Origin of the sequence: Mesorhizobium sp. B2-3-11 (genome assembly GCF_006442215.1) — a bacterium.
Classification (GTDB): domain Bacteria; phylum Pseudomonadota; class Alphaproteobacteria; order Rhizobiales; family Rhizobiaceae; genus Mesorhizobium; species Mesorhizobium salmacidum.
On the sequence record NZ_VFVS01000017.1, the window covers coordinates 13,119 to 33,857 of the forward strand.

Here is a 20,739-nt window from a genome sequence, read left to right on the forward strand (position 1 = left end):
GGATGCGGGCTTGCCTCACAGTGTCCGTGCCAGGAATTGGCGCAGACGCTCCGAGCGCGGGCTGCCGAACAGCTCCGCTGGTGCACCCTCTTCCTCCACCTTTCCCTGGTGGAGAAACAGAACCTTGTGGGAGACCTCGCGCGCGAACTGCATCTCATGCGTCACGAGGATCATGGTGTTGCCTTCCTCCGCCAGTTGACGGATCACCCGCAGCACCTCGCCGACCAGCTCGGGATCGAGCGCCGATGTCGGCTCATCGAAGAGGATGACCTTGGGCCGCATCGCCAGTGTGCGCGCGATCGCCGCCCGTTGCTGCTGGCCGCCGGACAACTGACCGGGATAATGGGCATGTTTGTCGGCGAGCCCGACCTTCTTCAGCAAGGCGTGCGCGTGTTCGATGGCTTTATCGCGCGGCTCCTTCAGCACATGCCGGGGCGCTTCGACGATGTTCTCCACCACCGTCATGTGCGGCCATAGATTGAAGTTCTGAAACACCATGCCGACGCGCGCGCGGATACGCTCGACCTGCGCCATGTCGGCCGGGCCAAGACGGCCGTTGGACAGCGGCTTCATCTTGATGAGTTCGCCGTCGATGGCGACCTTGCCGCCGTCCGGCTGTTCCAGAAGATTGATGCAGCGCAGGAATGTGCTCTTGCCCGAGCCTGACGAGCCGATCATGGAAATGACTTCGCCGGCATGCGCGGTAAGATTGACGCCCTTCAACACCAGAAGCGAGCCGAAGCTCTTGTGAAGCTCGTCGATCTGTACGGCCGGCGTCGTGATCTTCGCTTCGTCGGCGGGCGCCGGATCGGCAATCCCAGCGCGAATGGTGGGCGGCGGCGGTTCGCCTTTGATGGCTTCGTCCTGATCCAGATCGACAGCCTTCAGGTCCGCCAGCGCGCGGTCGAAATGGCGCAGGCTGCTGGACAGGCAGGCGCGCTGCCAATCCGGATCATCCGGAATGAAGGCAGAGCGCAGCGTGTCCCGGATCCGTTTGCCCAGCGGCGAGTCGGGCTTGCCGAACAGATGCAGCCAGTTGTCGGCCTGCACCGCTTCCATGACGGCCGGGCCGTTCAGCGTGCCGCATTCGACCACAAGCGGCAGCACGCGCGCGTTCGGCATTGCCTTGCGGACGGCGTCGGAGACATAGCCGGTCGCCGTCGCAGCGATGCCGGTGCCTGTCTTGGCGCCCGGGCCGGTCAGCACGGTCGACAGCGCCGGCCCGAAAATGGATTTGCCCCAGGCAAGGCCAGCATGCTCGGAACTCGCCACCGAAAGCAGCGCCGGATAGCCGTAGGGCCCTGCCCCCGTATGCAGATCAAAAACAATGACTTGACGCGCCTCGCGGGCAAAGGTCTTCAGGATTTCGTTCAGCGTCCTGTTCGACCAGACCGGGCCGCCGCCACCATAGAACATCCCGTCGGCGAACTCATACTGGCCGGCCTCGACGATCGCCGCCAGCCCGGCATGTCCAAGCCTCCTGCGCGCCATGGCCAGCTTCTCGTCGGCCGCTATGCGGTCCGGCCCTTCCCATTCGCGGTATGCCAGGGCGTCATGCAGACCGGCATAGCCGTTGTTGACCGGAGGACTCGAAGACCAGTCGATGAAGTTGCGGTTGAGGTCGACATTGTCTTCGTTGACGCGCCGCGACCACGCCGTGCCCCACGGATTGATGAGGTGAATGGCTAGGAATGCGGTGTCGTCAGGCAAGCGCCGCAGGTTCTTCTGGCCGAGCCAGGCGGTCTGGCAGGTCGAGCCGAACGGCCCCTCGACACCATGCGTGCCCGAGATGATCACGATCAGCTTGCGCGCATCGCGTCGACCCAGCAGCGCCACATCTGTCGCCAGCGCCTCGCCATCCGGTCCGTTCAGCGGATGGACATACTCAGACAGTTCCGCGCCCGCCCGCTCCGCCGCCTCGCGAAAGCCCTGGCGCAAGGCGGCAAAGTCGCCGGGATAGGCTAGTGCCGGCTCATCATGGCGCGTCGTTGATCCCACGGGACGTCGGGTGGTTGCGGTCAATCCGTTCATTCCCTGCGGTTGCGGCATGGGGCTACTCATCGTTGAGGTCGCTCGCGTTGTTGAGGGACAATCGGTGCCCATTGCCCGAAAGGGGCGGCCTGGAGGATCGGACAAACCAGGCATCGCGGGGAAGCACCTTGTCGGGGTTCATGATCGACTGCTCGTCCAGCGCTCGTTTCACCCGCTCCATCGCGTCGAGCTTTGTCGGGTCAGCTGTCGTCAGCAAGGAATGGATGCGTTTTGACCCAACACCGTGCTCGGCTGAAAAGGAACCGCCAATCTCCCGGAGCTGTTGATAAAGGACCCGCTCGACAGCCTCCGCGACGTCAGGCGCCAGCGGGCCCTTCCGGTTGAGGATGATGTGCAGGTTCCCATCGGCGAGATGTCCGAAGACATAGGGTGCAAGACCCGGTTCGACGGCGGCGAGCCCAGGCAGGATTCTATCGAGATAGGCCGGAATTTCCGACAATGGCACAGACACGTCGAACGAAGGCGCCTGGGGATGAGCGCGGTAGAGCACGCTGGTGTCCTCGCGCAGCCGCCACAGCTCGTCTTCCTGCCGCCGCGAGTCGGCGATGATGCCGGTCGCTTCGGGATACTGCTGCACCGTCTCCAAATAGATACGCTCGAAGCCCTCGCGCAGTGCATTTTCGTGCGCGCCGCCAAGCGACAGCAGCAGGAACAGCGGCTGATCGAGCGGCACGCTGGGTTCAGACCATTCATGCGCGGCGGCGGCCAGGCCGAAATACGAGGTCCACATTGCCTCGGCCGCGCGCAGATGCCCGGCGTCGGATTCAAGCGCCAGCCGAATTGTCCGCAGGGCCGCCTCGACCGATGGCAGCCCGAAAAGCGCGGTCGCTGTGGCGCGCGGTGAAGGATCGAGCTTGACGGCCACTCGGGTGACGATGCCGAGCGTGCCCTCGGCACCGATGAAGAGATGTTTCAGATCATAGCCGGCGGAATTCTTCACCACCCGGGTAAGATCGGAATAGACCGATCCGTCGGCCAGAACGGCCTCGAGGCCAAGCACGCGGTGGCGCATGACGCCGTTGCGAAAAGCCATCACGCCGCCGGCATTGGTGGACACCATGCCGCCGATCGTCGCCGAGCCGCGTGCGGCAAGATCGACGCCCGGCTCCAGCCGGTGTTCGCGCGAGGCCTCTTGCAGCGCTTCAAGAGTGACCCCGGCGCCGACGACGGCCACGCGTTCGACGGGATCAAGCCGCTCGATGCGGTTCATGCGCATCATCGAAAGGACGATCTCGCCTGGCCGCGAAACGCTGCCGCCGACCAGGCCGGTCCGCCCACCTTGCGGCACGATCGGGATCTCGTTCTGGCGGCAGATGCGCACCACCGCCGCGACTTCGGCGGTCGATAAAGGCGCAACGACGATGCCGGCGCCACAATCCGCGCCATTCGAGCCAAGGTCGATCGCCCCGGCATCCTCTCCGGTACGCACATTCGCCGCACCGACGACATCGCGGATCGCGTTGATAACCGACGGCGGCACCGCCTGGTCGGTCGAGTTCATTTGCCTTGGAGACGCGAGGCCGGTCATCGCGTTACCAATTCCTGGACGGCCGCAATCAGCCGGTCGTTGTCAGCCGGCAGCCCGATAGTGGCGCGCAGATAGTGCTCGTAGCCGGCTTCGCGCCACGCCTTGACAATGATCCCTTGCTTCAGAAGACCGGCGGCGAGGTTCGAACTGTCGCCCTTGCAGTCAAAGAACAGGAAGTTAGTCTGCGACGGTGCAACCCGGAAACCAAGGCCGGCAAGCGCGGCGGCGGTGCGCGCGCGCTCGGCCCTGACGCGGCCTGCCGACGCCTTCATCCAGCTTTCGTCGGCGAGTGCGGCGATGGCTGCGGTCTGCGCCGCCGCATTGACGTTGAACGGCGTCTTGGCAGCGGCGATCACTCGCGCCAGTTCGAGGCTCGAACAGACGGCATAGCCCACGCGCAACCCCGCCAGGCCATAGGCCTTCGAAAATGTCCGCAGCACCACATGGTCGATGCCGCTGTCGCGCAGAACCTTGATGCCGTCGGGTGCGCCGGGATCGGCAAATTCGAAATAGGCTTCGTCGAGGACAAGAAGCGTGCCTGGCTGCACGGCGCCGATCAGCCGTTGCAGGCTGGAATGGTCGAGGCCCGGCCCGACCGGGTTCCATGGCGAGGATATGAAAACGATCCGCGGCCCGGCAGCGATTGCCGTTTCGAGCGCAGCAAGATCGAACCCCATTTCGGGTGTCATCGCGATCTTGATGACAGCGGCACCCGCCGCCAGCGGCTCTATCTCATGCAGGCCGAAGCTCGGCACTGTGGTAACGACAGAGGCGCCCGGCACCAGAACGGCGCGCGAGATGGCGGCGATCATCTCCTCGGAACCGTTGCCGGCAACGATCAGGCCGAGATCGATCGCCAGCCACTCGCCAAGCGCTGCCCGCAGCGCCATGCAGGCCGGATCGGCATAGCGCCAAGGTTCGAACGATGAGGAGGCCAATGCGGCCATGACGGCGGGTGAACAGCCGTCGGGGTTCTCATTGCTGGCCAGCCGGGCAATGTCGTGGCGGCCACTCAGCGCCCGCGCCATCGCAATGTTCATGCCGGCATTGTAGGGCGGCAACGCCGCGATATGCGGATTGAGCGGCAGGCTCGACACTGGTTTGACCGACTGTTCCAAATTCCGACTTCCGTTTCCCCGCGCGCATACGCGGCATCGCGATCTTGTCAAATATCCAGGACGATTGATCCGCTCGGCTTCGAGCAGCACAGCAGCACTTCGCCTGCCCCAAGCTCGTCCAGCGGTTCTTCGAAATAGACGACGTCGCCCGAGACCAGCCGCGACTTGCATGTGCCACAGATGCCGGACCGGCAGCTGAACTCCGGTTCCAGACCCTGATCCTCGGCAAAGTCGAGCAGCGATGCGGCGGACCCGTCCCAGACAGCCTTGAGGCCAGATTTTCGGAACTCCACGGTTGTCTCCTCGGCTGCCGGCGCGATTCTTGCCGTCTGCGCAACAACCGCTGGGGTTCGTACGGCATCAGGCTCAAGCACCGTCGCCGGGCCGAAGAATTCGTAGGCGATGCGGTGCTTCGGCACGCCAAGCTCGCGCAACATGGCGTAGATCGCCTGCATGAAAGGCGGCGGGCCGCAAAGGTAGAAATCATAGTCGTCGATCGGCAGCAGACGCTGCAGCACATCCTTTGAAATCATGCCTTCGCTGTGGAAGTGTTGCTCGGCATTGTCGCGTTCGGACGGGGATCGGTAGCAGTAGTGCGCGGTCAGGCCTGGCCGTGTCGCGAGAAGGCCCGCGACCTCGTCGCGCAAGGCATGCACGTCGCCGTTCTCGCAGGCGTGAATGAAGACGGCACGGCGGCACGGCGTCGAAGCCAGCGCATGCAGCATCGACACCATCGGCGTCAGCCCGACGCCGCCGCTGAGCAGCACGACTGGACGGCTGCTCGCATTGTCGAGCACGAAATCGCCGCGCGGCCCTTCGGCCTGAAGTATGTCGCCGACTTCGATCCGGTCATGCAGGAAGCATGAGCTTATCCCGTCAGGCAGACCGGGCGCGGGTGCCGCTTCACGCTTTACGCTGATCCGGTAGCGACCCTTGGCGGCCGGGGAACAGGAGACGCTGTAGTTGCGCAGCACATATCCCTTTTCGCCGGCCGCCTGCGGCACGGGTATCTTAAATACTAGGAACTGGCCCGGTTCGAAATCGCGCCAATCCCCTGGATTGACCGGCTCCATGTGGAACGACGTGATGATGGCGCTTTCGCGCACCTTCGCAACCACCCTCAGGTCGCGAAATCCGCTTCTTGCGATGGTGTCGCGAGCGGTGAATGCGTTCATTCGGCGGCCACCAATTGCTGGCTTTCGCTGGCGATCAGCTTGGCCAGGTTGCGGCGAAAACGCAGCGGCCCGACATCGATCTTGAGATCGAGATTAGGTGTGCGCTTGTTGGCCATGCCTTTGTGCACGGCATTGAGCACGGTGCGGTCCTCGTCGAAAGCGCCGCGCACGGAGGTGGCGAACTGGCGCGACACCTCCAGATCGGCGGGAGCGAAATTGCGCATCTGGAACCAGTAATATTTCGTCTGGTTCTCATCGACCGGCGTCATGAAGTTGTAGCTGTCCATGAGGAACACGTCCTCGTGCAGCGGCTTCCCCTCGCCCCCGGTGCGGGCCGGCACGAAAATCGCCTTGATGATCGCGTTGGAGGGGTAACGCACTTCGTAGTGCTGCTTGCGGTCGCAATTGCCGGAGAATTTGAGGAAGGGCGCATAGAACGGCGCTGGCGCGGCATCGATCACCCAGCGCCACACCGTCACGCCGTCCTCGCCGACGGTGGTTTCGAGCGGCGCATCCTCCATGGCCTGGACGCCGCCGAAGGACGACTGGTGGACCCAGGAGACATGCGAGGGGTCGAGCAGGTTGTCGGTCATGTAGAGGTAATTGCAATCGAGCGCCATGGACTCGCCGCGATTGACGCCCCATGCCGGATCGCCCCAATGGTCGACGGCGAAAATCAGCGCGGGGTCGGCCTTTGCCGCTTCGCCCATCCATATCCAGAGCAGTCCGTAGCGTTCGGCGATCGGATAGGAGCGGACGCACGCGACATGCGGTATCTTTTCCGCGCCCGGTACCCGCGTGCAGGTTCCCGTGCTGTCGAAGGTCAGGCCGTGGTAACCGCATTCGACCGTATCGCCCTTGATGCGGCCCATGGACAGCGGCAGCTTGCGATGCGGACAGGCGTCTTCGAGCGCCGCCACCACGCCGTCGGTACGGCGGTAAAGAACAATGTCCTCGCCAAGGATCCGGATCGGCACCAGCTGGCCGGCAATCTCATGATCCCATGCGGCAACGTACCAGCAGTTTCGAAGAAACATGGCGTCCTCCCCAGCTTGTGAGCCCAAATGAATATCTTGCGAGTTCGGGACGACATAGGACTTGCATCTGCGTTCTATTTTAGAAAAACTAAATCAAGCTGACCCCAGGATCGATGCCCAGGTGAACAAGACGCCCCCTCTGCGTGCGATACAGGCCTTTGAGGCGTTTGGCAGGCGTGGCAGCGTGACGGCCGCGGCAAACGAGCTCGGTGTATCCGTCGGCGCTGTCAGCCAGCAGATACGCAAGGCCGAGGATGCGTTGGACGCACGGCTTCTGGAACGTCGCGGCAGGAGCGTCGCCCTTACAGCACTGGGCCGCGTCTACCACGCGGCGGTTTCCATCGGCTTCGAAAAGATACGCGAGGCCCAGGATGTCATCGAACGGGCCCGTTTCGCCGACACTTTGACCATCTCCTGCCTGCCGTCGCTCGCCAGCAAATGGATCGGTCCGCAGCTTCTGGATTGGCAGATCGGCCATCCCGGCGCCACCGTGCGACTGGTCGGCGCCGAGACAGAGCCAAGGCTGAGCGCTGAACAGGTCGACTTCCGCATTTCCTACGGCACCAAATACCGTGATTTCGAGCACTACACCGAGTTGTTCACCGACTGGGTGGTGCCGGCCTGCTCGCCCGCGCTGCTGGCGAAACATCCGGTCCGCAAGCCCGCCGATATCCTCGATCTGCCGCTTCTCAGTATCGAATGGGCACGCGACCATCGTTCGCCGCCCACATGGGCGGAATGGGCGGCAAGCATCGGCGCGGTGCACCGCAAGACATCGGGTGAAGTCGCCTTTTCGCTGTCGAGCGCCGCGATCGATGCTGCAGCCAACGGCAGGGGCTTCGTGCTGGCACAACTGTCGATGGCCGCCGACGACATTGCCTCGGGCAGGCTGGTGGCGCCGTTCGACAAGCGCGTCAGGCTGCCAGAGCCCTATTTCCTGGCCTGGGACCGGGCGATGCTGGAAAAACCTTTTGCGCCAGAGCTGCGAACTTGGATTGTTTCAATTTCCAAGCGGCTTGGCGCAACCTTGGCAGGTTAGCCGAGCGCTGATCTCGGGACGCACGTTCCGTCTGTTCTCACAAGGACAGAAGGTCGGATGGTCGGCTGACTGAATGCCGAATCGCGAGCCTTTTTAGATGTTGGGTGCGGGGCTTGAACGCGCCTGACTAGCCGAAAAACCATCCCTTTCGCACGTCGTTGCCGCCGATTGCCGCACGCATCGTTGCAAGGTCTTTCGAGACCGGCAGCCTGAGTTACGTGTGGCAGGTGCTATCACCGAGAAGGAGAAAATTGGCGAACAGGCCCGCGATCATTTCCTTCAAACCTCGGTGACTCATTGGATAACGCTCAATTCAATTTCGACTAATTAAACGTAACTCATTGATATAACATTCAACTGTGAACCCGGAGGGACTCGAACCCCGGCGAACCGGTTGTGGATCAAGGGTTCGACGTTCGCCTAACTCCGAACCAAACATCCGCAATCGATCCTCTGACAGGGGCCGGCCTCGGCAATCTTACGACCTAGGCAAACATTGCCCGCCAATACCCCCCGCCCCAACAGAGTAAAGTACCGACGCAAATGTGGTTGACGCCGGACCCCAGATCCGGGCACCAGTGATGATGCCCAGACGCGGGCGAGGCCTGAAATCCAGCACGGCTTCTACGGCTTGTGAAAGCGTGAATTTGTGCTGGCTGGGGGTCCAGGTTCCGTAGCCAGCTGACGTGCACTGCCCCTGAATCTCAAGTAGAGAATTTGATGCGGGCTGAATCCGCGATGAGATGTGCCCCCGGTCTCCGGCTACATGGCGAACGCGCACTCTTTGGGAGGCAGTTCGTCCCAGTGCTGGGGATGCGATCGAGATGGCCCTTTGAGGACCATCATATTTTCATGGCAATCTTCCGACGTCAGATCGGGCTCTTGTTACGTCGGCTTGATAGCTAATACTTGAGACGGCGCCTCGCCTTGGTCGGAGTTGTCGTCGCTCCGATGCCAATGACCCGGGCAGGCGATAAGTCTCAAGCGACGTCAAGGGCGAGGCGCTGCAGGTTCGTTGATGCCTGCAACGCGAAGGCCGGGAAAACTTTTCCTACAATCAGACTGTTGCCGTTTCCCCGTCATTGCTCATGCACTCGCGGGAGTTCGCGGCAGCTGTGCCAGCATGGGTCGACAGGTCTCCGCTGTGCCTGTGAGAATGTCCGCGGCGAGGGGCTCTCAGGGTAATGTATCGTGCTATGTAGCGTTGGTTGTATCGCTGGAAGGAAGGGCCGCCGGGAGACAGGCGGGAAATTGATGTTTTGCCCGATTGCGGGTTAGAGTCCCTCCCTCTCCGCCATATAAATGCGTGTGAGATATCCGGGCTAGCTCGCTGCAACTTACCGCGCGTGCCGCAGGGCTCCGCCGCGGGCGGCGAGGGCGTGGACGCTTCCTTGCTGGCCACGCTCAAGACGCTGCGCTGCGGCTCGCCAAGGAACGCCAGGTGGCCGGCCTATGTGGTGTTCTCCGACCGCACGCTGATCGGCATGGCCGAGCGGCAGCAGCGTGTAGTGCCGGAAGGCGACGATGACCGCTTCTTCTTCGACGGAGAGCACCGTCGACCGCGGCTCCTTCGGTCCGGTTGGCAGGTCGGTTGTTGAGGTCCGCTCCCCCCTTGGCGACGGTCTTCTGGTTGATCCCTAGCGCTTGGCCAGCGCCCTCAAGCTCTCTTGACTATGTTGTATCGCTCGACGGACCGCCTCTGTCGTCGTGGCGCTCCCATGGAGAACCTGGCCCATAGTGCCTCCTTTGATTCGGGAGACAAGAGTGCCCCATCAAAGCCTGGGATCAAACACCTAGGGTGCACCTATGTCAGCCTGATCACTTTGCCCGTCGCGTCGAGGTGGCATCTGATCCGCGCCTGCCGGATCTCGGCGCCACCTTGCCTTTTATAATGGATGCGAACTGCTATCGGGGCCGAGACCGCGCCTCGGCTTAGACGGCGTAAGGAACCTGCGCTCGTCGCATGTATACTCACGACGCCAAACGGGGAGGCGGCCGACGCAATCGCGTCACGGCAGGCGCGAACAGTTGCACCCGGCGTGCCCGGTATTGCTTCGATTGCCGTCACGGCCGATGAGCGACCACCCTCGCCGTAAGGCCGCAGGATGCGTGGCAGGGAGATGTGTGGCACGCCTGCGGCCGGGGCGGTCGTGGCGGCGGGATGACCAGGGGTATTGCCTGGCGGAGCGCCTGCTGGGGTACTTTCGGACGAGGCGCCTTGCCCACTGAGTTGGCCGCTGGCTCCAACACTTGCGCCTACTGAGCCGTCGCCTGTCCCGACCGAAACTCCGGCGTCGGCTCCTACGCTACCGACGCTCGCGCCAATACCGATTGACGCCCCGTTCTGGTCGACGCCCACACTGGTGCCAACCCCGACATTGTCGGCCTTGGCACCAACTCCTGCCTCAATAGCCATGGCAGGTTGAGTCGCGATTACAATCGAGAAAACGGCCGCGATGTATCTGCTCATCGCAATCCTCCATCCCCGGCTGTCATTGACTGAACCCCTCAGCCGGGGGTCGCGTGGGAAGCAGCGCGTCTGGCAGCGTGATCGTCGTCAGGCGAACGACCCGCGACTTGGGCACTCCCGCGTTGCCGACCTCCTGCTGCCCTCGGTTGAGCGATCTGCGCCGGGGCGCATGTGCGCTTGCGCGATCGGTGGGGAGTGCCTTTGCCGCGTTTTCAATATGCGAGGTGCAGCGCTCAGCCGAGCGCTTGAGGGCCTCGATGTCCTTGCGGGCCGACGCGAGGTCGCGTGCCAGGTCAATGGCTTTTTTGCGCTCCTGCTCCGCCGCCTCGTTGAACGCCGTCGATATCCGGGTCAATTCCTCCGTTGCGGCGTCGCCTTCCCGCCGAGCAGTTTCAAGATCACTCGCCAGCGCGTTTGCTCTCTCGCGTTCCTGTGCGAGCGCCTCGCCAGCCTGCCTTGCAGCAACTTCAGCAAGCTGCCTGCCCTGGATGGCGCCGGCCCGCGTTGTTGCTGCCAGCTTCGCGCTCGCCTCCAGCGCTTCGATGGACTGACGGGCCCCGGCGATATCACGCTCCAGGAGCCCGACTTTCCGCCGCTCCTCTTCAAGCGTCTGCCTGGCCTCGGCCAGAGACCTTTCCGCGGTATCGCGTGCAACGGCCTCGGCACTCAGGCGCGGCTGCGCCAGGTCGCGCGGAAGCCCGTCGGCTTTTTGCCGCTGCGCTTCAAGGGCAGGTTGCGGCTGGTTCATCGGGTCGGCGACCGCGCGCGACGGCGCGCTTGCGTTTTCTATGACGCGCCGCGTGGCAGCCAGTTCTTGGCGAGTCGCCGCCGGTTCGCGGGGCAGATTTTCCCCATGCGCACTGCCGGTCTTGAGTGCATCGATATCATCGATATCCTTGTGCAGCGTGAGGAAGCTCTGTTCACTGGCTGCGCGTTCGCGTTCAGCCTGGTCATGCTCCCCCTTAACCCGGACTTGCGAGGCAAGCGCTTCGGCGCGAGTTGCCTCGCTTTCCCTCCGAGCGGCGGTCAGACCACGCCTCAACGCGTCGACCCAAGACCGCTCCCACCCCAGGGCTTGCCTCTGTTCCGCCGCAGCAGATTCCGACGATCCGCCATCCGGCGGCACGATTTGGGTGGGAGCGACAGGAGGTTTCGTTACTGGCGGAGCGAGCCCGACTGCTGCAAATCCAAGCAACATCATGAGGCAAAACGGAATGAGGCGCAGCGGGGCGGCTCTCGACCGTTTGTGGTCGTCATACTGTTTAAGGCCGTCATGAAACAAGGCAGCGATCGTGTATACTCGGTCAGGACAGTCGCCGAGGGGCGCGGAAGCCGAGTTGGATCTCCGCTCGTAATTCATTGCGGATCCTCCATGCGTCGACCGCGCTGGTGAAACGCTGTGGCGTCAGTCGGCGAAACCCGAGCGCCCCGCGCTAACACGCCAGGCAAACCCTTAGGCAGATCATCAACCTACCAAAGGCAGGTAGGGGTCGTCAGTTACCGAATCAGGGTAGGGGACTTCCGAATCTTCTCAAAACTGTCGGCACAGATCCCCTAAAGGACTAACCCGGATATCTCACACACAATATTTCGGCGAAGGTCTTTCCGGCTGAGATTTGGAGGCATCTGAGCTGCGGGCAAGGGCCATCGCCGAGGAGCGGCGGGCTTGAGCGGCGTGAAAAACATTGCAATCGCAAGCAGCAGGGCGACTGACAGCGCACGGCGGGGATTTCGCAAGAACGCAGATTGACTTGTTCAACCAGGATCTTGGGCCATCCCGGCAGATCGGCCGGGCCGAATGGGAGCGCGTCCCTGCGCGAAACAACTTCGGATGGCTGGCCAGCAGGCTGCGCTCCCAACTTTGAGGCCGCGGCTGTCATTGCTCATTGGGAGCAGCCGGATCAGCACTACAGTCTGGAGTCGGGCCCTCGCGGTCTTCAGCCAGCCTGATGCCCCGCAATCTCGGCGAGAAAAATCTCGCCGAACTCCTTGAGCTTCGCCCCTCCCACGCCGTTCACCTCGGCGAAGGCGTCGAGGTCGCGCGGGCGGCGGTCGGCCATGTCGATCAGCGTGCGGTCGGAAAACACCACATAGGCCGGCACCTGGCGCTCCTTGGCCAGCCGCAGCCGCAACGCCTTGAGCGCTGCCAGCAGCGAGGCGTCCACGCCCTCGGCGCCGGCGGCGGAGCCTTCCCCGGAACGCTTCCTGCCGCGCGCGAGAGGATCCTGCGTCTCGACGCGATACTGGAATGCAGTCTCGCCGCGGCCGAGCGCGCGGCCGCTTTCGGAGATGGCGAGACCGCCATGACCCTCGGGATCTGACATCAGGAACCCGCCCGCAACCAGTTGCCGGATCAGCGACAGCCACACTGTCTTCCTGTGCGCGGCACCGGTGCCAAAGCCGCTTAGCGTCTGATGGCCTCTCGCCAGCACCTTCTCGGTCTCGTGGCCAAGCAGGATGTCGATGACATGGGCCGCGCCGAAGCGCTCGCCACTCTGCGCGACCGCCGCAAGGATTTTCCGCGCCTCGGCACTGCCATCGGCGCGCGGCGCCTGATCGAGGCAGTTGTCGCAATTGCCGCAGGCTTGAGCCTCTTCGCCGAAATAGCCGAGCAGCACCTGGCGCCGGCACTGCGCCGTTTCGCAATAGCCGATCAGCGTGTCGAGCCGGCGGTGCGACCGTCTCTTGTGCTCGGGTGAGGCGTCCTCGTCGTCGATGAACAGCCGTCGCATGCGGATGTCGCCAAGACCGTAAAGCATATGCGCCTCGGCCTCGCGTCCGTCGCGGCCGGCGCGCCCGATTTCCTGGTAATAAGCCTCCAGGCTGCCCGGCATATCGGTGTGGAAGACATAGGCGACGTCGGGTTTGTCGATGCCCATGCCGAAGGCGATGGTCGCCACCATGACGACGCCGGACAAGGTCATGAAGGCGTTTTGATTGGCCTCACGCGCCTCCTTGCTCATGCCGGCGTGATAGGCAAGCGCTCTGACGCCGTTCTTCTCGAGGAAGGCTGCCATCTCCTCGGTCTTCTTGCGCGACAGGCAATAGATGATACCGCTCTTGCCCGCATGGCGCTCTATGAAGCCGAGCAGCTGGCGCTTGCTGTCCTGCTTGGGCGCGATGGCCAGCTTGATGTTGGGCCGGTCGAAACCCAGCACCAGCGTTTCGACCCGCTCAGCGAACAGCCGGGCGGCGATGTCGCTGCGCGTGCTCTCGTCGGCCGTCGCCGTCACCGCGATGATCGGCACGTTGGCGAAGATGCCGCGCAACCGCGACAGGTCTTCATATTCGGGCCGGAATGCCGGCCCCCATTGCGAGATGCAATGCGCCTCGTCGATGGCGATCAGGCTGATGTCGAGCCTGGAAAGCGCCTCGAGCATGCGCTCGGTCATCAGCCGCTCCGGCGCCAGATAAAGCAGCCGCGTCTGGCCCGATGCCACGCGGCGCCACGCCGCGACATTGGCCTCGCGGCCGAGCGAGGAATTGATCGTATCGGCGGCGACGCCGGCAAGCCGCAGCGCCGCGACCTGGTCCTGCATCAGCGCCACCAACGGCGAGACGACGAGAGTTAGCCCGCCCAGGACCAGCGCAGGAACCTGGTAGCAGAGCGATTTTCCGGCCCCCGTCGGCATGACGGCCAGCACATGGCGCCCGCCGAGCAGTGCGTCCATGACGTCGGCCTGGCCGGGGCGAAAATCATCGAAGCCGAACACGTCCTTCAGGACGCGCCGCTTGGGATCCTCGGCCCGAACACTCGCCGTCTGTGCCTGCATCAGGCTGCCGCCTGGCTGGGAGCAATTTTTCGGGGATTGGAGAGGATGTGGAAACCGACCAAGAGACTCTCCGCGTGATCCCCTGGAGTAGCGCAGCCGTCACCGGGCCGCAACAGGGCCGGCTCGTTCTCTGCCCCTGTGAGAGATCGCGCTTCCCCTGCGGTATCTGCGCCCTGCTGGATTCCTCGGCGCCACGATGTAAGCTCGACCCGACATGCCAGGGAGGGTGCGATGCTGCAGACCAGACAGGATGTCCTCGGCGAACGGTTCCGGTTGCAGCGTGCCGCCTTCGAGAAGCAGCCCTTTGCCGACCTTGGCCTTCGTAAAGACCGCCTCAAGCGCCTGCTGGCGCTGACCGAGCGGCACGAGACTGAAATCTGCGCCGCGATCGGCGCCGACTTCGGCGGTCGCTCGGCGCACGAGACGCGGCTTGCGGAACTGTTTGTCGTGCGCGCCGGCATTCGCCATGCCCTTGCGCATGTTGGCGGCTGGATGCGGGAGCGTCGTGTCGCCACCACCTTGCCCTTCCTGCCGGGCAAAAACCGCCTCCTGCCGCAGCCGCTCGGAGTGGTCGGCATCGTATCGCCCTGGAACTACCCCTTTCAGCTTGCCGTCGCGCCGGTCACGGCAGCGCTCGCCGCCGGCAACCGCGTCCTGGTAAAGCCCTCCGAACTGACGCCTGCTTTCTCGGAACTGCTGGCCAGACTGGCCGGCGACCACTTCGCCCCGGACGAACTCAGCGTCATCACCGGCGATGCCGAGATGGGCAAGGCCTTCGTCTCGATGCCGTTCGACCACCTTCTGTTCACCGGTTCGACCGCGGTCGGTCGCCAGGTCGCGATCGCCGCCGCCGCCAACCTGACCCCGGTCACGCTCGAACTCGGCGGCAAGTCGCCGGCGATCCTCGACGCCTCCTGCGATCTCGACACGGCAACAGCCAGCGTCGCCTATGGCAAGCTGTTGAATGCCGGGCAGACCTGCATCGCGCCGGACTACCTGCTGGTGCCCAAGGGACAGGCAGGCACGGTCGCCGCGAAGCTCGCAGTCGCCGTGGCGCGGCTCTACCCCACTCTGCGCGACAACCCAGACTACACCGCCATCGTCAGCGACCGGCATTACCAGCGCCTGCGCGCCATAATCGCGGAGGCCCGCGAGGCCGGCGCAGATGTCGCCGAGATCAACCCGGCCGGCGAAGACCTCGGCACCGCGGGCCGGAAGCTTTTGCCGACCCTGGTCAGCAACGCTGGCCCCGACCTGCGGCTGATGCGCGAGGAGATTTTCGGCCCGGTGCTGCCGATCGTCGAATACGCCACGGTCGACGACGCGATCGACTATGTGAACCGGGCCGACCGGCCGCTGGCGCTCTACTGGTTCGGCAACGACAGCACCAACCGCCAACGCATCCTGCGCGAGACCGTCGCCGGCGGCGTCACCATCAACGACTGCATGCTTCATCTGGTGCAGGAGAACCAGCCCTTCGGCGGCGTCGGCGCGAGCGGCATGGGTGCCTATCACGGCGAATGGGGGTTCCGCACTTTCAGCAAGGAGAAGCCGGTCTTCCTGCAGTCGCGCTTGAGCGCGGGAGCCCTTCTGCGGCCGCCCTATGGCAAGACGTTCGAACGGCTTTTCGGGCTGCTCAAGCGCATCACCTGACCAAGGTCGCGCGCATTAAGTTTATATTCACCATGATCCGGCAGGTTTCCGGTCCTGCGGTGATGTTTTGAGTACCGCGGCGCATTGGAGCAATTCCAGGAAAAGTGTGAAACGGTTTTCCGTCCGGAATTGCGTCAGACAGAGGCAGAACGTTTCGCCGTTTCTGTGAAACGGTGACACGCTCTGGCGCCCAGGCAACAAACCCGCGCTTCCCTGGAGGCGCGGGTTTTTCATTGGCCGAGGAACCGTTGGCGGCCCGGTCAGGCGAGAAAATCGGCGCGGTGCGGCGCAAAACTGTCGACCAGACGCCCGGCCTCAAGCGCCCTGACGCCGTGCACCAGCCCGGAGGGAACGATGAAGCTGCCGCCGGTCTCCAGGATTTCGGTCCGTCCGTCGATGGTCACCTCGAAACGGCCTTCGGCGACATAGCTTGCCTGGACATGCGGGTGCGAATGCAGCGCACCGACGCCGCCCTTGTCGAAGCCGAATTCGACCATCATCAGCTCGTCGGTGGATAGGAGCACGCGCCGGCGATTGCCGTCCGGGGTCGGAGTCCAGGCAGCCTCGCCGGCTTGCGCGAAAACTTTCAGCTCGGTCATCGTCACCTCCTCACCGCGCCAGCCAGCCGCCGTCCACAGGCACCACCGCGCCATGCATGTAGTTCGAGGCCGGCGCCAGCAGGAAGACGGCGGCATCACCAATGTCTCCGGGCTCCCCCCAGCGGCCGGCGGGAATGCGCCCGAGGATGGCCGCACTGCGGTCGGGATCGGCGCGCAACGCCTGCGTGTTGTTGGTCTCGATATAGCCCGGCGCTATGCCGTTGACGTTGATGCCTTTCGCCGCCCACTCGCACGCGAGCAGACGGGTGATGCCGAGCAGGCCATGCTTTGACGCCGTGTAGGACGCAACGCGGATGCCGCCCTGGAAACTCAGCACCGAGGCGATATTGACGATCTTGCCCTGGCGTCCCTCGGCAAGGACGCGCCGCGCAAAGGCCTGGCAGAGCAGGAAGGCGGTCTTCAAATTGACGTCGATGACATCGTCCCAATCGGTCTCCGTCAGGTCGACGGCATCTGCGCGGCGGATGATGCCGGCATTGTTGACCAACCCGTCGAGCGGCCCGCTTTCGTCCCAGACACGATCGAGCATCGGTCCAGCCGCGCCCGTGTCGGCAAGGTCGGCGGCAACCGTCTCGAATTCGCTGCCCAGAGCCGCGACCTTGCTCGCCGTCTCCTCCATCGACGAGCGGCCGACGCCGATCACCGCGCCGCCGGCGCGCGCGATCGAGACCGCGATGCCCCGGCCGATGCCGGTGTTGGCGCCGGTGACCAGGATGCGCTTGCCGGCCAGGCTGAAGGCTGTGAGATCGCTCACCGCAGCACGTCCATCGCCACCGCGTCGACATCGGTGTAGTCGACATTGTCGCCGGCCATCGCCCAGATGAAGGCGTAATTGGACGTACCGGCGCCAGAGTGGATCGACCAGCCCGGCGACAGCACCGCCTCTTCGTTGCGCATGACGATGTGGCGTGTCTCGTCCGGCTCGCCCATGAAATGGAAGACGCGCGCCGCCTCGGGCAGATCGAAATAGAGATAGGCCTCCATGCGCCGGTCATGCACATGGCACGGCATGGTGTTCCAGATCGAGCCTGGCGCCAGCTGCGTCATGCCGACCACGAGCTGGCAGGTTTTTGTCCCTCCGTCATGGATGAACTGGAAGATCGAGCGCTCGTTGCAGGCCTCCTTGCTGCCGAGATCGAGGCGCTTGGCGTCGCCGAGGCGGATCAGCCGGCTGGGATGAGCCTGATGCGCCGGCGCGCTGAGCAGGTAGAATTTAGCCGGCGCGGCTTTGTCGGACGAAGCGAATGACACATCGCTGGAGCCCATGCCGAGATAGAGCATGTCGCGCGCCCGCAGGTCGAAGGACTGGCCGCCGGCTTCGATCGAGCCGGCGCCGCCGATGTTGACGGCGATCATTTCGCGCCGGACGAGAAAACCTTTGGTGCCGGTCGGCTTGATCGCTTCCAATGGCAATGCCGTCGCCACCGGCATGGCGCCGCCGACGATCATGCGGTCGTAGTGGGTATAGGTCAGGCTGACGCGGCCGGGCTCGAAGAGGTCTTCGATGTGGAAATTATGGCGCAGTTCGTCCGTTCCCATGGCGGCGGCGGCAGCCGGGTCGATGGCGAAGCGCGATGTGTAGTCGGTGTGGTTCTGGCTCATCTCTGTCCTGACTTCTGGTGGATCATTCCCCGGCGGCCGCCTTGACCGAACTGGCGTAAAAGGCCTGCCGCGCCTGCAGGCGCTCGCGGTAGCGCTGCTGGCTGGCGCCGAGATGGGTGCGCATCGCCTCGCGCGCGGCTTCGGCATGGCCCGCCGTGATCGCGTTCAGGATCACCAGATGCTCGCGCTGCAGCCCGCGCTGGTAGCTGTCGGACTGCACAAGTTCGGTCGACCAGGGCGAGGTCACGTCGCACGGAATGGCGCGCCGGCCGAGCACGTCGAGCATTTCGACATAGAACGGATTGTTGGTGGCGCTGGCGATGGCGCGATGGAAGGCAAGGTCGGCGGGTCCGGTCGGCTGGCTGTCGAGCAGCATCCGCTCGAACTCGAAGAAGGCTTCCTGGATCGCCGCTTCCTGCGCTGCGTTGCGACGGATGGCGGCGAGGCCGGCCGATTCGATTTCGATCGCCAGGCGCACCTCGAGCACGTTGAGCGCGATGGAATCCTTGGCTCCCATGTCGGCTGCAAGCGCGCCGAACATGGTCGAAATGTGCTCGGTGACGAAGACGCCGGCGCCCTGCCGCGGCTCGACAAGGCCGTCGGCGGCAAGCTTGGCCAGCGCCTCGCGGATGACGGTGCGGCTGACGCCGAAGGTTTCGGTCAGCTGGCCCTCGGTCGGCAATTTTTGGCCGGGCAGAATCTCGCCCGCCAGCAATTGCTTGCGGATCGCCGTGATCACGCCTTCAGAAAGCTTGGGTTTTCGTTCGACCTTGAGATCGGGACTGACGGACACGTGGCGATCTCCTAATGGAACAGGCCCGGCAGCCACAATGAGATTTCCGGTACGTAGGTGACAAGCATCAGCACGGCGAAGGCGGCGCCGTAGAATGGCCAGATCGAGCGCATCGCGGTCCAGATCGGAATGCGGCCGATGGCGCAGCTGACAAACAGGACCGCGCCGACCGGTGGCGTGCAAAGCCCGATGCCGAGATTGAGGATGAGGATCACGCCGAAATGCACGGGATCGACGCCATAGGCCATGACCACCGGTAGGAAGATCGGCGTCGTGATGATGATCAGCGGCGACATGTCCATGAAGGTGCCGAGGATGAGCAGCACGATGTTGATCAACAGCAGGATGACCAGCTTGTTGTCGGATACCGACTGCAGAAAGGCGACCAGCGCCGCCGGCACCCTGAGATAGGCGAGCAGCCAGCCGAAGGCCGCCGCGCAGCCTATGATCATCAGCACCATGGCGGTGGTGCGCACCGACGCCGTCGTCGCCGCGACGAAGTCGCCCCAGCTCATCGAGCGGTAGATGATCAGCGTCACCAGGAAAGCATAGACGATGGCGATGCAGGAGCTCTCGGTCGCGGTGAAGATGCCGGACCTGACGCCGCCGAAGATGATGGCGATCAGGATGAGGCCGGGAATGGCGGCGACAAGCAGCTGCATGGCCCGGCCGAAGCCGGCGAAGGGCTCCGTCGGATAGCCGCGGCGGCTGGCAACCCAATAGGCCGTTATCATCAGCGACAACGCCAGCAGCAGACCCGGCAGCACGCCGGCCGTGAACAGGTCGGCGATCGAGATACGGCCGCCGGCCGAAATCGAATAGATGATCATGTTGTGGGACGGTGGAATGAGAAGCGCGATGATGGCGCCGACCGACGTGATGTTGACGGCGTAGTCGATGCCATAGCCGCGCGCCTTCATCTGCGGGATCATCAGCCCGCCGACCGCCGACGCATCCGCCACCGCCGAGCCGGAAATGCCGCCGAACATGGTCGACGCAGCGATGTTGACCTGCCCCAGACCGCCCCGCAAATGGCCGACCAGGGAGCCTGCCAGTGCGACCAGCCGCGCGGCGATGCCGCCGCGCACCATCAGGTCGCCGGCGAAGATGAAGAAGGGGATGGCCATCAGCGAAAAGACGCTGACGCCGGAATTGAGCCGCTGGAACACCACGACCGGCGGCAGCCCGAGCGTGAGGATCGTCGCGAAGCTGGCGACGCCGAGGCAGAACGCGATCGGCGTGCCGATGACCAGCAGGAACACGAAGGTGCCGAAGAGGACCATAAGTGCCATGGTTCAGGGCTCCTCGCCGGTTGCATGGATGTCGGCGTCGACGGGCAGGCCGGCAAAACGCCCGGCCAGCCGTTCCAAGGAAAACAGGCAGACCAGCGCGCCACCCAGGATGACCGGCAGGAAGCTGACGCCGCCCGGCAAAGCGAGCGAAGGCATCACCGTGTTCCAGGTCAGCCTCGCCAGTTGTACGCCATAGACGATCATGCCGGCGCCGAAGGCCAGCACGACAAGATCGGAAATGCTGCGCAGCACCGCCTTGGCCGAGGCAGGCAAGACATAGAGCAGCACGTCGAAGCCCAGATGCGTGCGTTCCCGCACGCCGACGGCGGCGCCAAGAAAAATGAACCAGCCCATCAGCAGAACCGAGAAGGATTCCGTCCAGCTCGGCGAACGGTTCAGCACGTAGCGCGAGAAGACCTGCCAGAAGATGATGATTGTCATCAGCGTCAGGCCGGCGCCGCTGATCCAAAGCGCCAGCCTGGCAAGTCCTGACAGGACCCGCTCCGCACCCAGCCAGAATCCTCGCATGGCCGACGCGTCCGAACGCAGCGCGGAGGTCTCCGCGCTGCTCGATCCATTGAGCCTGC

General features: G+C 64.0%; 15 protein-coding genes and 1 pseudogene. 2 read left to right on the forward strand and 14 right to left on the reverse strand.

What is annotated here, in order from left to right:
- Nucleotides 1-15 precede the first annotated feature (15 nt).
- Genes FJ960_RS30170 through FJ960_RS21520 form a run of 5 tightly spaced genes read right to left on the reverse strand, consistent with a single transcriptional unit; the run spans nt 16 to nt 6,910 of the window.
- On the reverse strand, nt 16-2,031 hold the full coding sequence (locus FJ960_RS30170; RefSeq protein ID WP_140716621.1) for a DUF2817 domain-containing protein: 2,016 nt from the start codon (nt 2,029-2,031) through the stop codon (nt 16-18).
- 22 nt (nt 2,032-2,053) lie between these two features.
- A complete protein-coding gene (locus tag FJ960_RS21505) occupies nt 2,054-3,580 on the reverse strand; it encodes an FAD-binding oxidoreductase (protein ID WP_140716623.1) in 1,527 nt (508 codons plus the stop codon).
- Nucleotides 3,577-4,698 carry an aminotransferase class I/II-fold pyridoxal phosphate-dependent enzyme gene (locus FJ960_RS21510; RefSeq protein ID WP_140716625.1) on the reverse strand — a complete coding sequence of 374 codons (1,122 nt, stop codon included), beginning with the start codon at nt 4,696-4,698 and terminating at the stop codon, nt 3,577-3,579. The genes FJ960_RS21505 and FJ960_RS21510 overlap by 4 nt, the downstream gene beginning before the upstream one ends.
- 47 nt (nt 4,699-4,745) lie before the next feature.
- Nucleotides 4,746-5,873, reverse strand: coding sequence for a 2Fe-2S iron-sulfur cluster-binding protein (locus FJ960_RS21515; protein ID WP_140716627.1), 1,128 nt, complete (start codon nt 5,871-5,873; stop codon nt 4,746-4,748).
- Entirely contained in the window at nt 5,870-6,910 is a 1,041-nt protein-coding gene (locus FJ960_RS21520; protein WP_140716629.1) for an aromatic ring-hydroxylating dioxygenase subunit alpha, read from the reverse strand. The genes FJ960_RS21515 and FJ960_RS21520 overlap by 4 nt, the downstream gene beginning before the upstream one ends.
- Before the next feature lie 121 nt (nt 6,911-7,031).
- Here FJ960_RS21520 and FJ960_RS21525 point away from each other — a divergent pair, with 121 nt between their 5' ends.
- On the forward strand, nt 7,032-7,949 hold the full coding sequence (locus tag FJ960_RS21525; RefSeq protein ID WP_140503853.1) for a LysR substrate-binding domain-containing protein: 918 nt from the start codon (nt 7,032-7,034) through the stop codon (nt 7,947-7,949).
- 1,490 nt (nt 7,950-9,439) lie between these two features.
- Here FJ960_RS21525 and FJ960_RS21530 read toward each other — a convergent pair.
- The 3 genes and pseudogenes from FJ960_RS21530 to recQ all read right to left on the reverse strand — a co-directional run.
- Nucleotides 9,440-9,685, reverse strand: a pseudogene (locus FJ960_RS21530) (IS481 family transposase); the annotation flags it as partial.
- A gap of 756 nt (nt 9,686-10,441) precedes the next feature.
- Nucleotides 10,442-11,779: a hypothetical protein gene (locus FJ960_RS21540; RefSeq protein WP_140716633.1), complete on the reverse strand. Its 1,338-nt coding sequence runs from the start codon at nt 11,777-11,779 to the stop codon at nt 10,442-10,444.
- 577 nt (nt 11,780-12,356) lie between these two features.
- A complete protein-coding gene (gene recQ, locus FJ960_RS21550) occupies nt 12,357-14,192 on the reverse strand; it encodes a DNA helicase RecQ (protein ID WP_140716635.1) in 1,836 nt (611 codons plus the stop codon).
- A 231-nt stretch (nt 14,193-14,423) separates the two neighbouring features.
- Here recQ and FJ960_RS21555 point away from each other — a divergent pair, with 231 nt between their 5' ends.
- On the forward strand, nt 14,424-15,845 hold the full coding sequence (locus FJ960_RS21555) for a coniferyl aldehyde dehydrogenase (protein WP_140503860.1): 1,422 nt from the start codon (nt 14,424-14,426) through the stop codon (nt 15,843-15,845).
- Between the two features lie 260 nt (nt 15,846-16,105).
- On the opposite strand, the gene FJ960_RS21560 is transcribed toward FJ960_RS21555, so the two are convergent.
- Genes FJ960_RS21560 through FJ960_RS21585 form a run of 6 tightly spaced genes read right to left on the reverse strand, consistent with a single transcriptional unit; the run spans nt 16,106 to nt 20,680 of the window.
- On the reverse strand, nt 16,106-16,444 hold the full coding sequence (locus FJ960_RS21560) for a cupin domain-containing protein (RefSeq protein WP_140503861.1): 339 nt from the start codon (nt 16,442-16,444) through the stop codon (nt 16,106-16,108).
- Nucleotides 16,445-16,454: 10 nt separating this feature from the next.
- A complete protein-coding gene (gene kduD, locus FJ960_RS21565) occupies nt 16,455-17,219 on the reverse strand; it encodes a 2-dehydro-3-deoxy-D-gluconate 5-dehydrogenase KduD (RefSeq protein WP_140716637.1) in 765 nt (254 codons plus the stop codon).
- On the reverse strand, nt 17,216-18,067 hold the full coding sequence (kduI, locus tag FJ960_RS21570) for a 5-dehydro-4-deoxy-D-glucuronate isomerase (protein ID WP_140716639.1): 852 nt from the start codon (nt 18,065-18,067) through the stop codon (nt 17,216-17,218). The genes kduD and kduI overlap by 4 nt, the downstream gene beginning before the upstream one ends.
- Before the next feature lie 22 nt (nt 18,068-18,089).
- On the reverse strand, nt 18,090-18,860 hold the full coding sequence (locus tag FJ960_RS21575; RefSeq protein ID WP_140716641.1) for a FadR/GntR family transcriptional regulator: 771 nt from the start codon (nt 18,858-18,860) through the stop codon (nt 18,090-18,092).
- A gap of 11 nt (nt 18,861-18,871) precedes the next feature.
- Nucleotides 18,872-20,152, reverse strand: a complete 1,281-nt coding sequence (locus FJ960_RS21580; protein WP_027145118.1) for a TRAP transporter large permease — start codon at nt 20,150-20,152, stop codon at nt 18,872-18,874.
- Nucleotides 20,153-20,155: 3 nt separating this feature from the next.
- A complete protein-coding gene (locus FJ960_RS21585) occupies nt 20,156-20,680 on the reverse strand; it encodes a TRAP transporter small permease (RefSeq protein WP_032935732.1) in 525 nt (174 codons plus the stop codon).
- Nucleotides 20,681-20,739 lie beyond the last annotated feature (59 nt).

Coding starts and splice junctions, on each gene's coding strand:
- FJ960_RS21580 (WP_027145118.1), bottom strand. CDS start 20,152: ATGGCACTTATGGTCCTCTTCGGCACCTTCGTGTTCCTGCTGGTCATC.
- FJ960_RS21515 (WP_140716627.1), bottom strand. CDS start 5,873: ATGAACGCATTCACCGCTCGCGACACCATCGCAAGAAGCGGATTTCGC.
- FJ960_RS30170 (WP_140716621.1), bottom strand. CDS start 2,031: ATGAACGGATTGACCGCAACCACCCGACGTCCCGTGGGATCAACGACG.
- FJ960_RS21560 (WP_140503861.1), bottom strand. CDS start 16,444: ATGACCGAGCTGAAAGTTTTCGCGCAAGCCGGCGAGGCTGCCTGGACT.
- recQ (WP_140716635.1), bottom strand. CDS start 14,192: ATGCAGGCACAGACGGCGAGTGTTCGGGCCGAGGATCCCAAGCGGCGC.
- FJ960_RS21520 (WP_140716629.1), bottom strand. CDS start 6,910: ATGTTTCTTCGAAACTGCTGGTACGTTGCCGCATGGGATCATGAGATT.
- kduI (WP_140716639.1), bottom strand. CDS start 18,067: ATGAGCCAGAACCACACCGACTACACATCGCGCTTCGCCATCGACCCG.
- FJ960_RS21505 (WP_140716623.1), bottom strand. CDS start 3,580: ATGACCGGCCTCGCGTCTCCAAGGCAAATGAACTCGACCGACCAGGCG.
- FJ960_RS21540 (WP_140716633.1), bottom strand. CDS start 11,779: ATGAATTACGAGCGGAGATCCAACTCGGCTTCCGCGCCCCTCGGCGAC.
- FJ960_RS21555 (WP_140503860.1), top strand. CDS start 14,424: ATGCTGCAGACCAGACAGGATGTCCTCGGCGAACGGTTCCGGTTGCAG.
- FJ960_RS21585 (WP_032935732.1), bottom strand. CDS start 20,680: ATGCGAGGATTCTGGCTGGGTGCGGAGCGGGTCCTGTCAGGACTTGCC.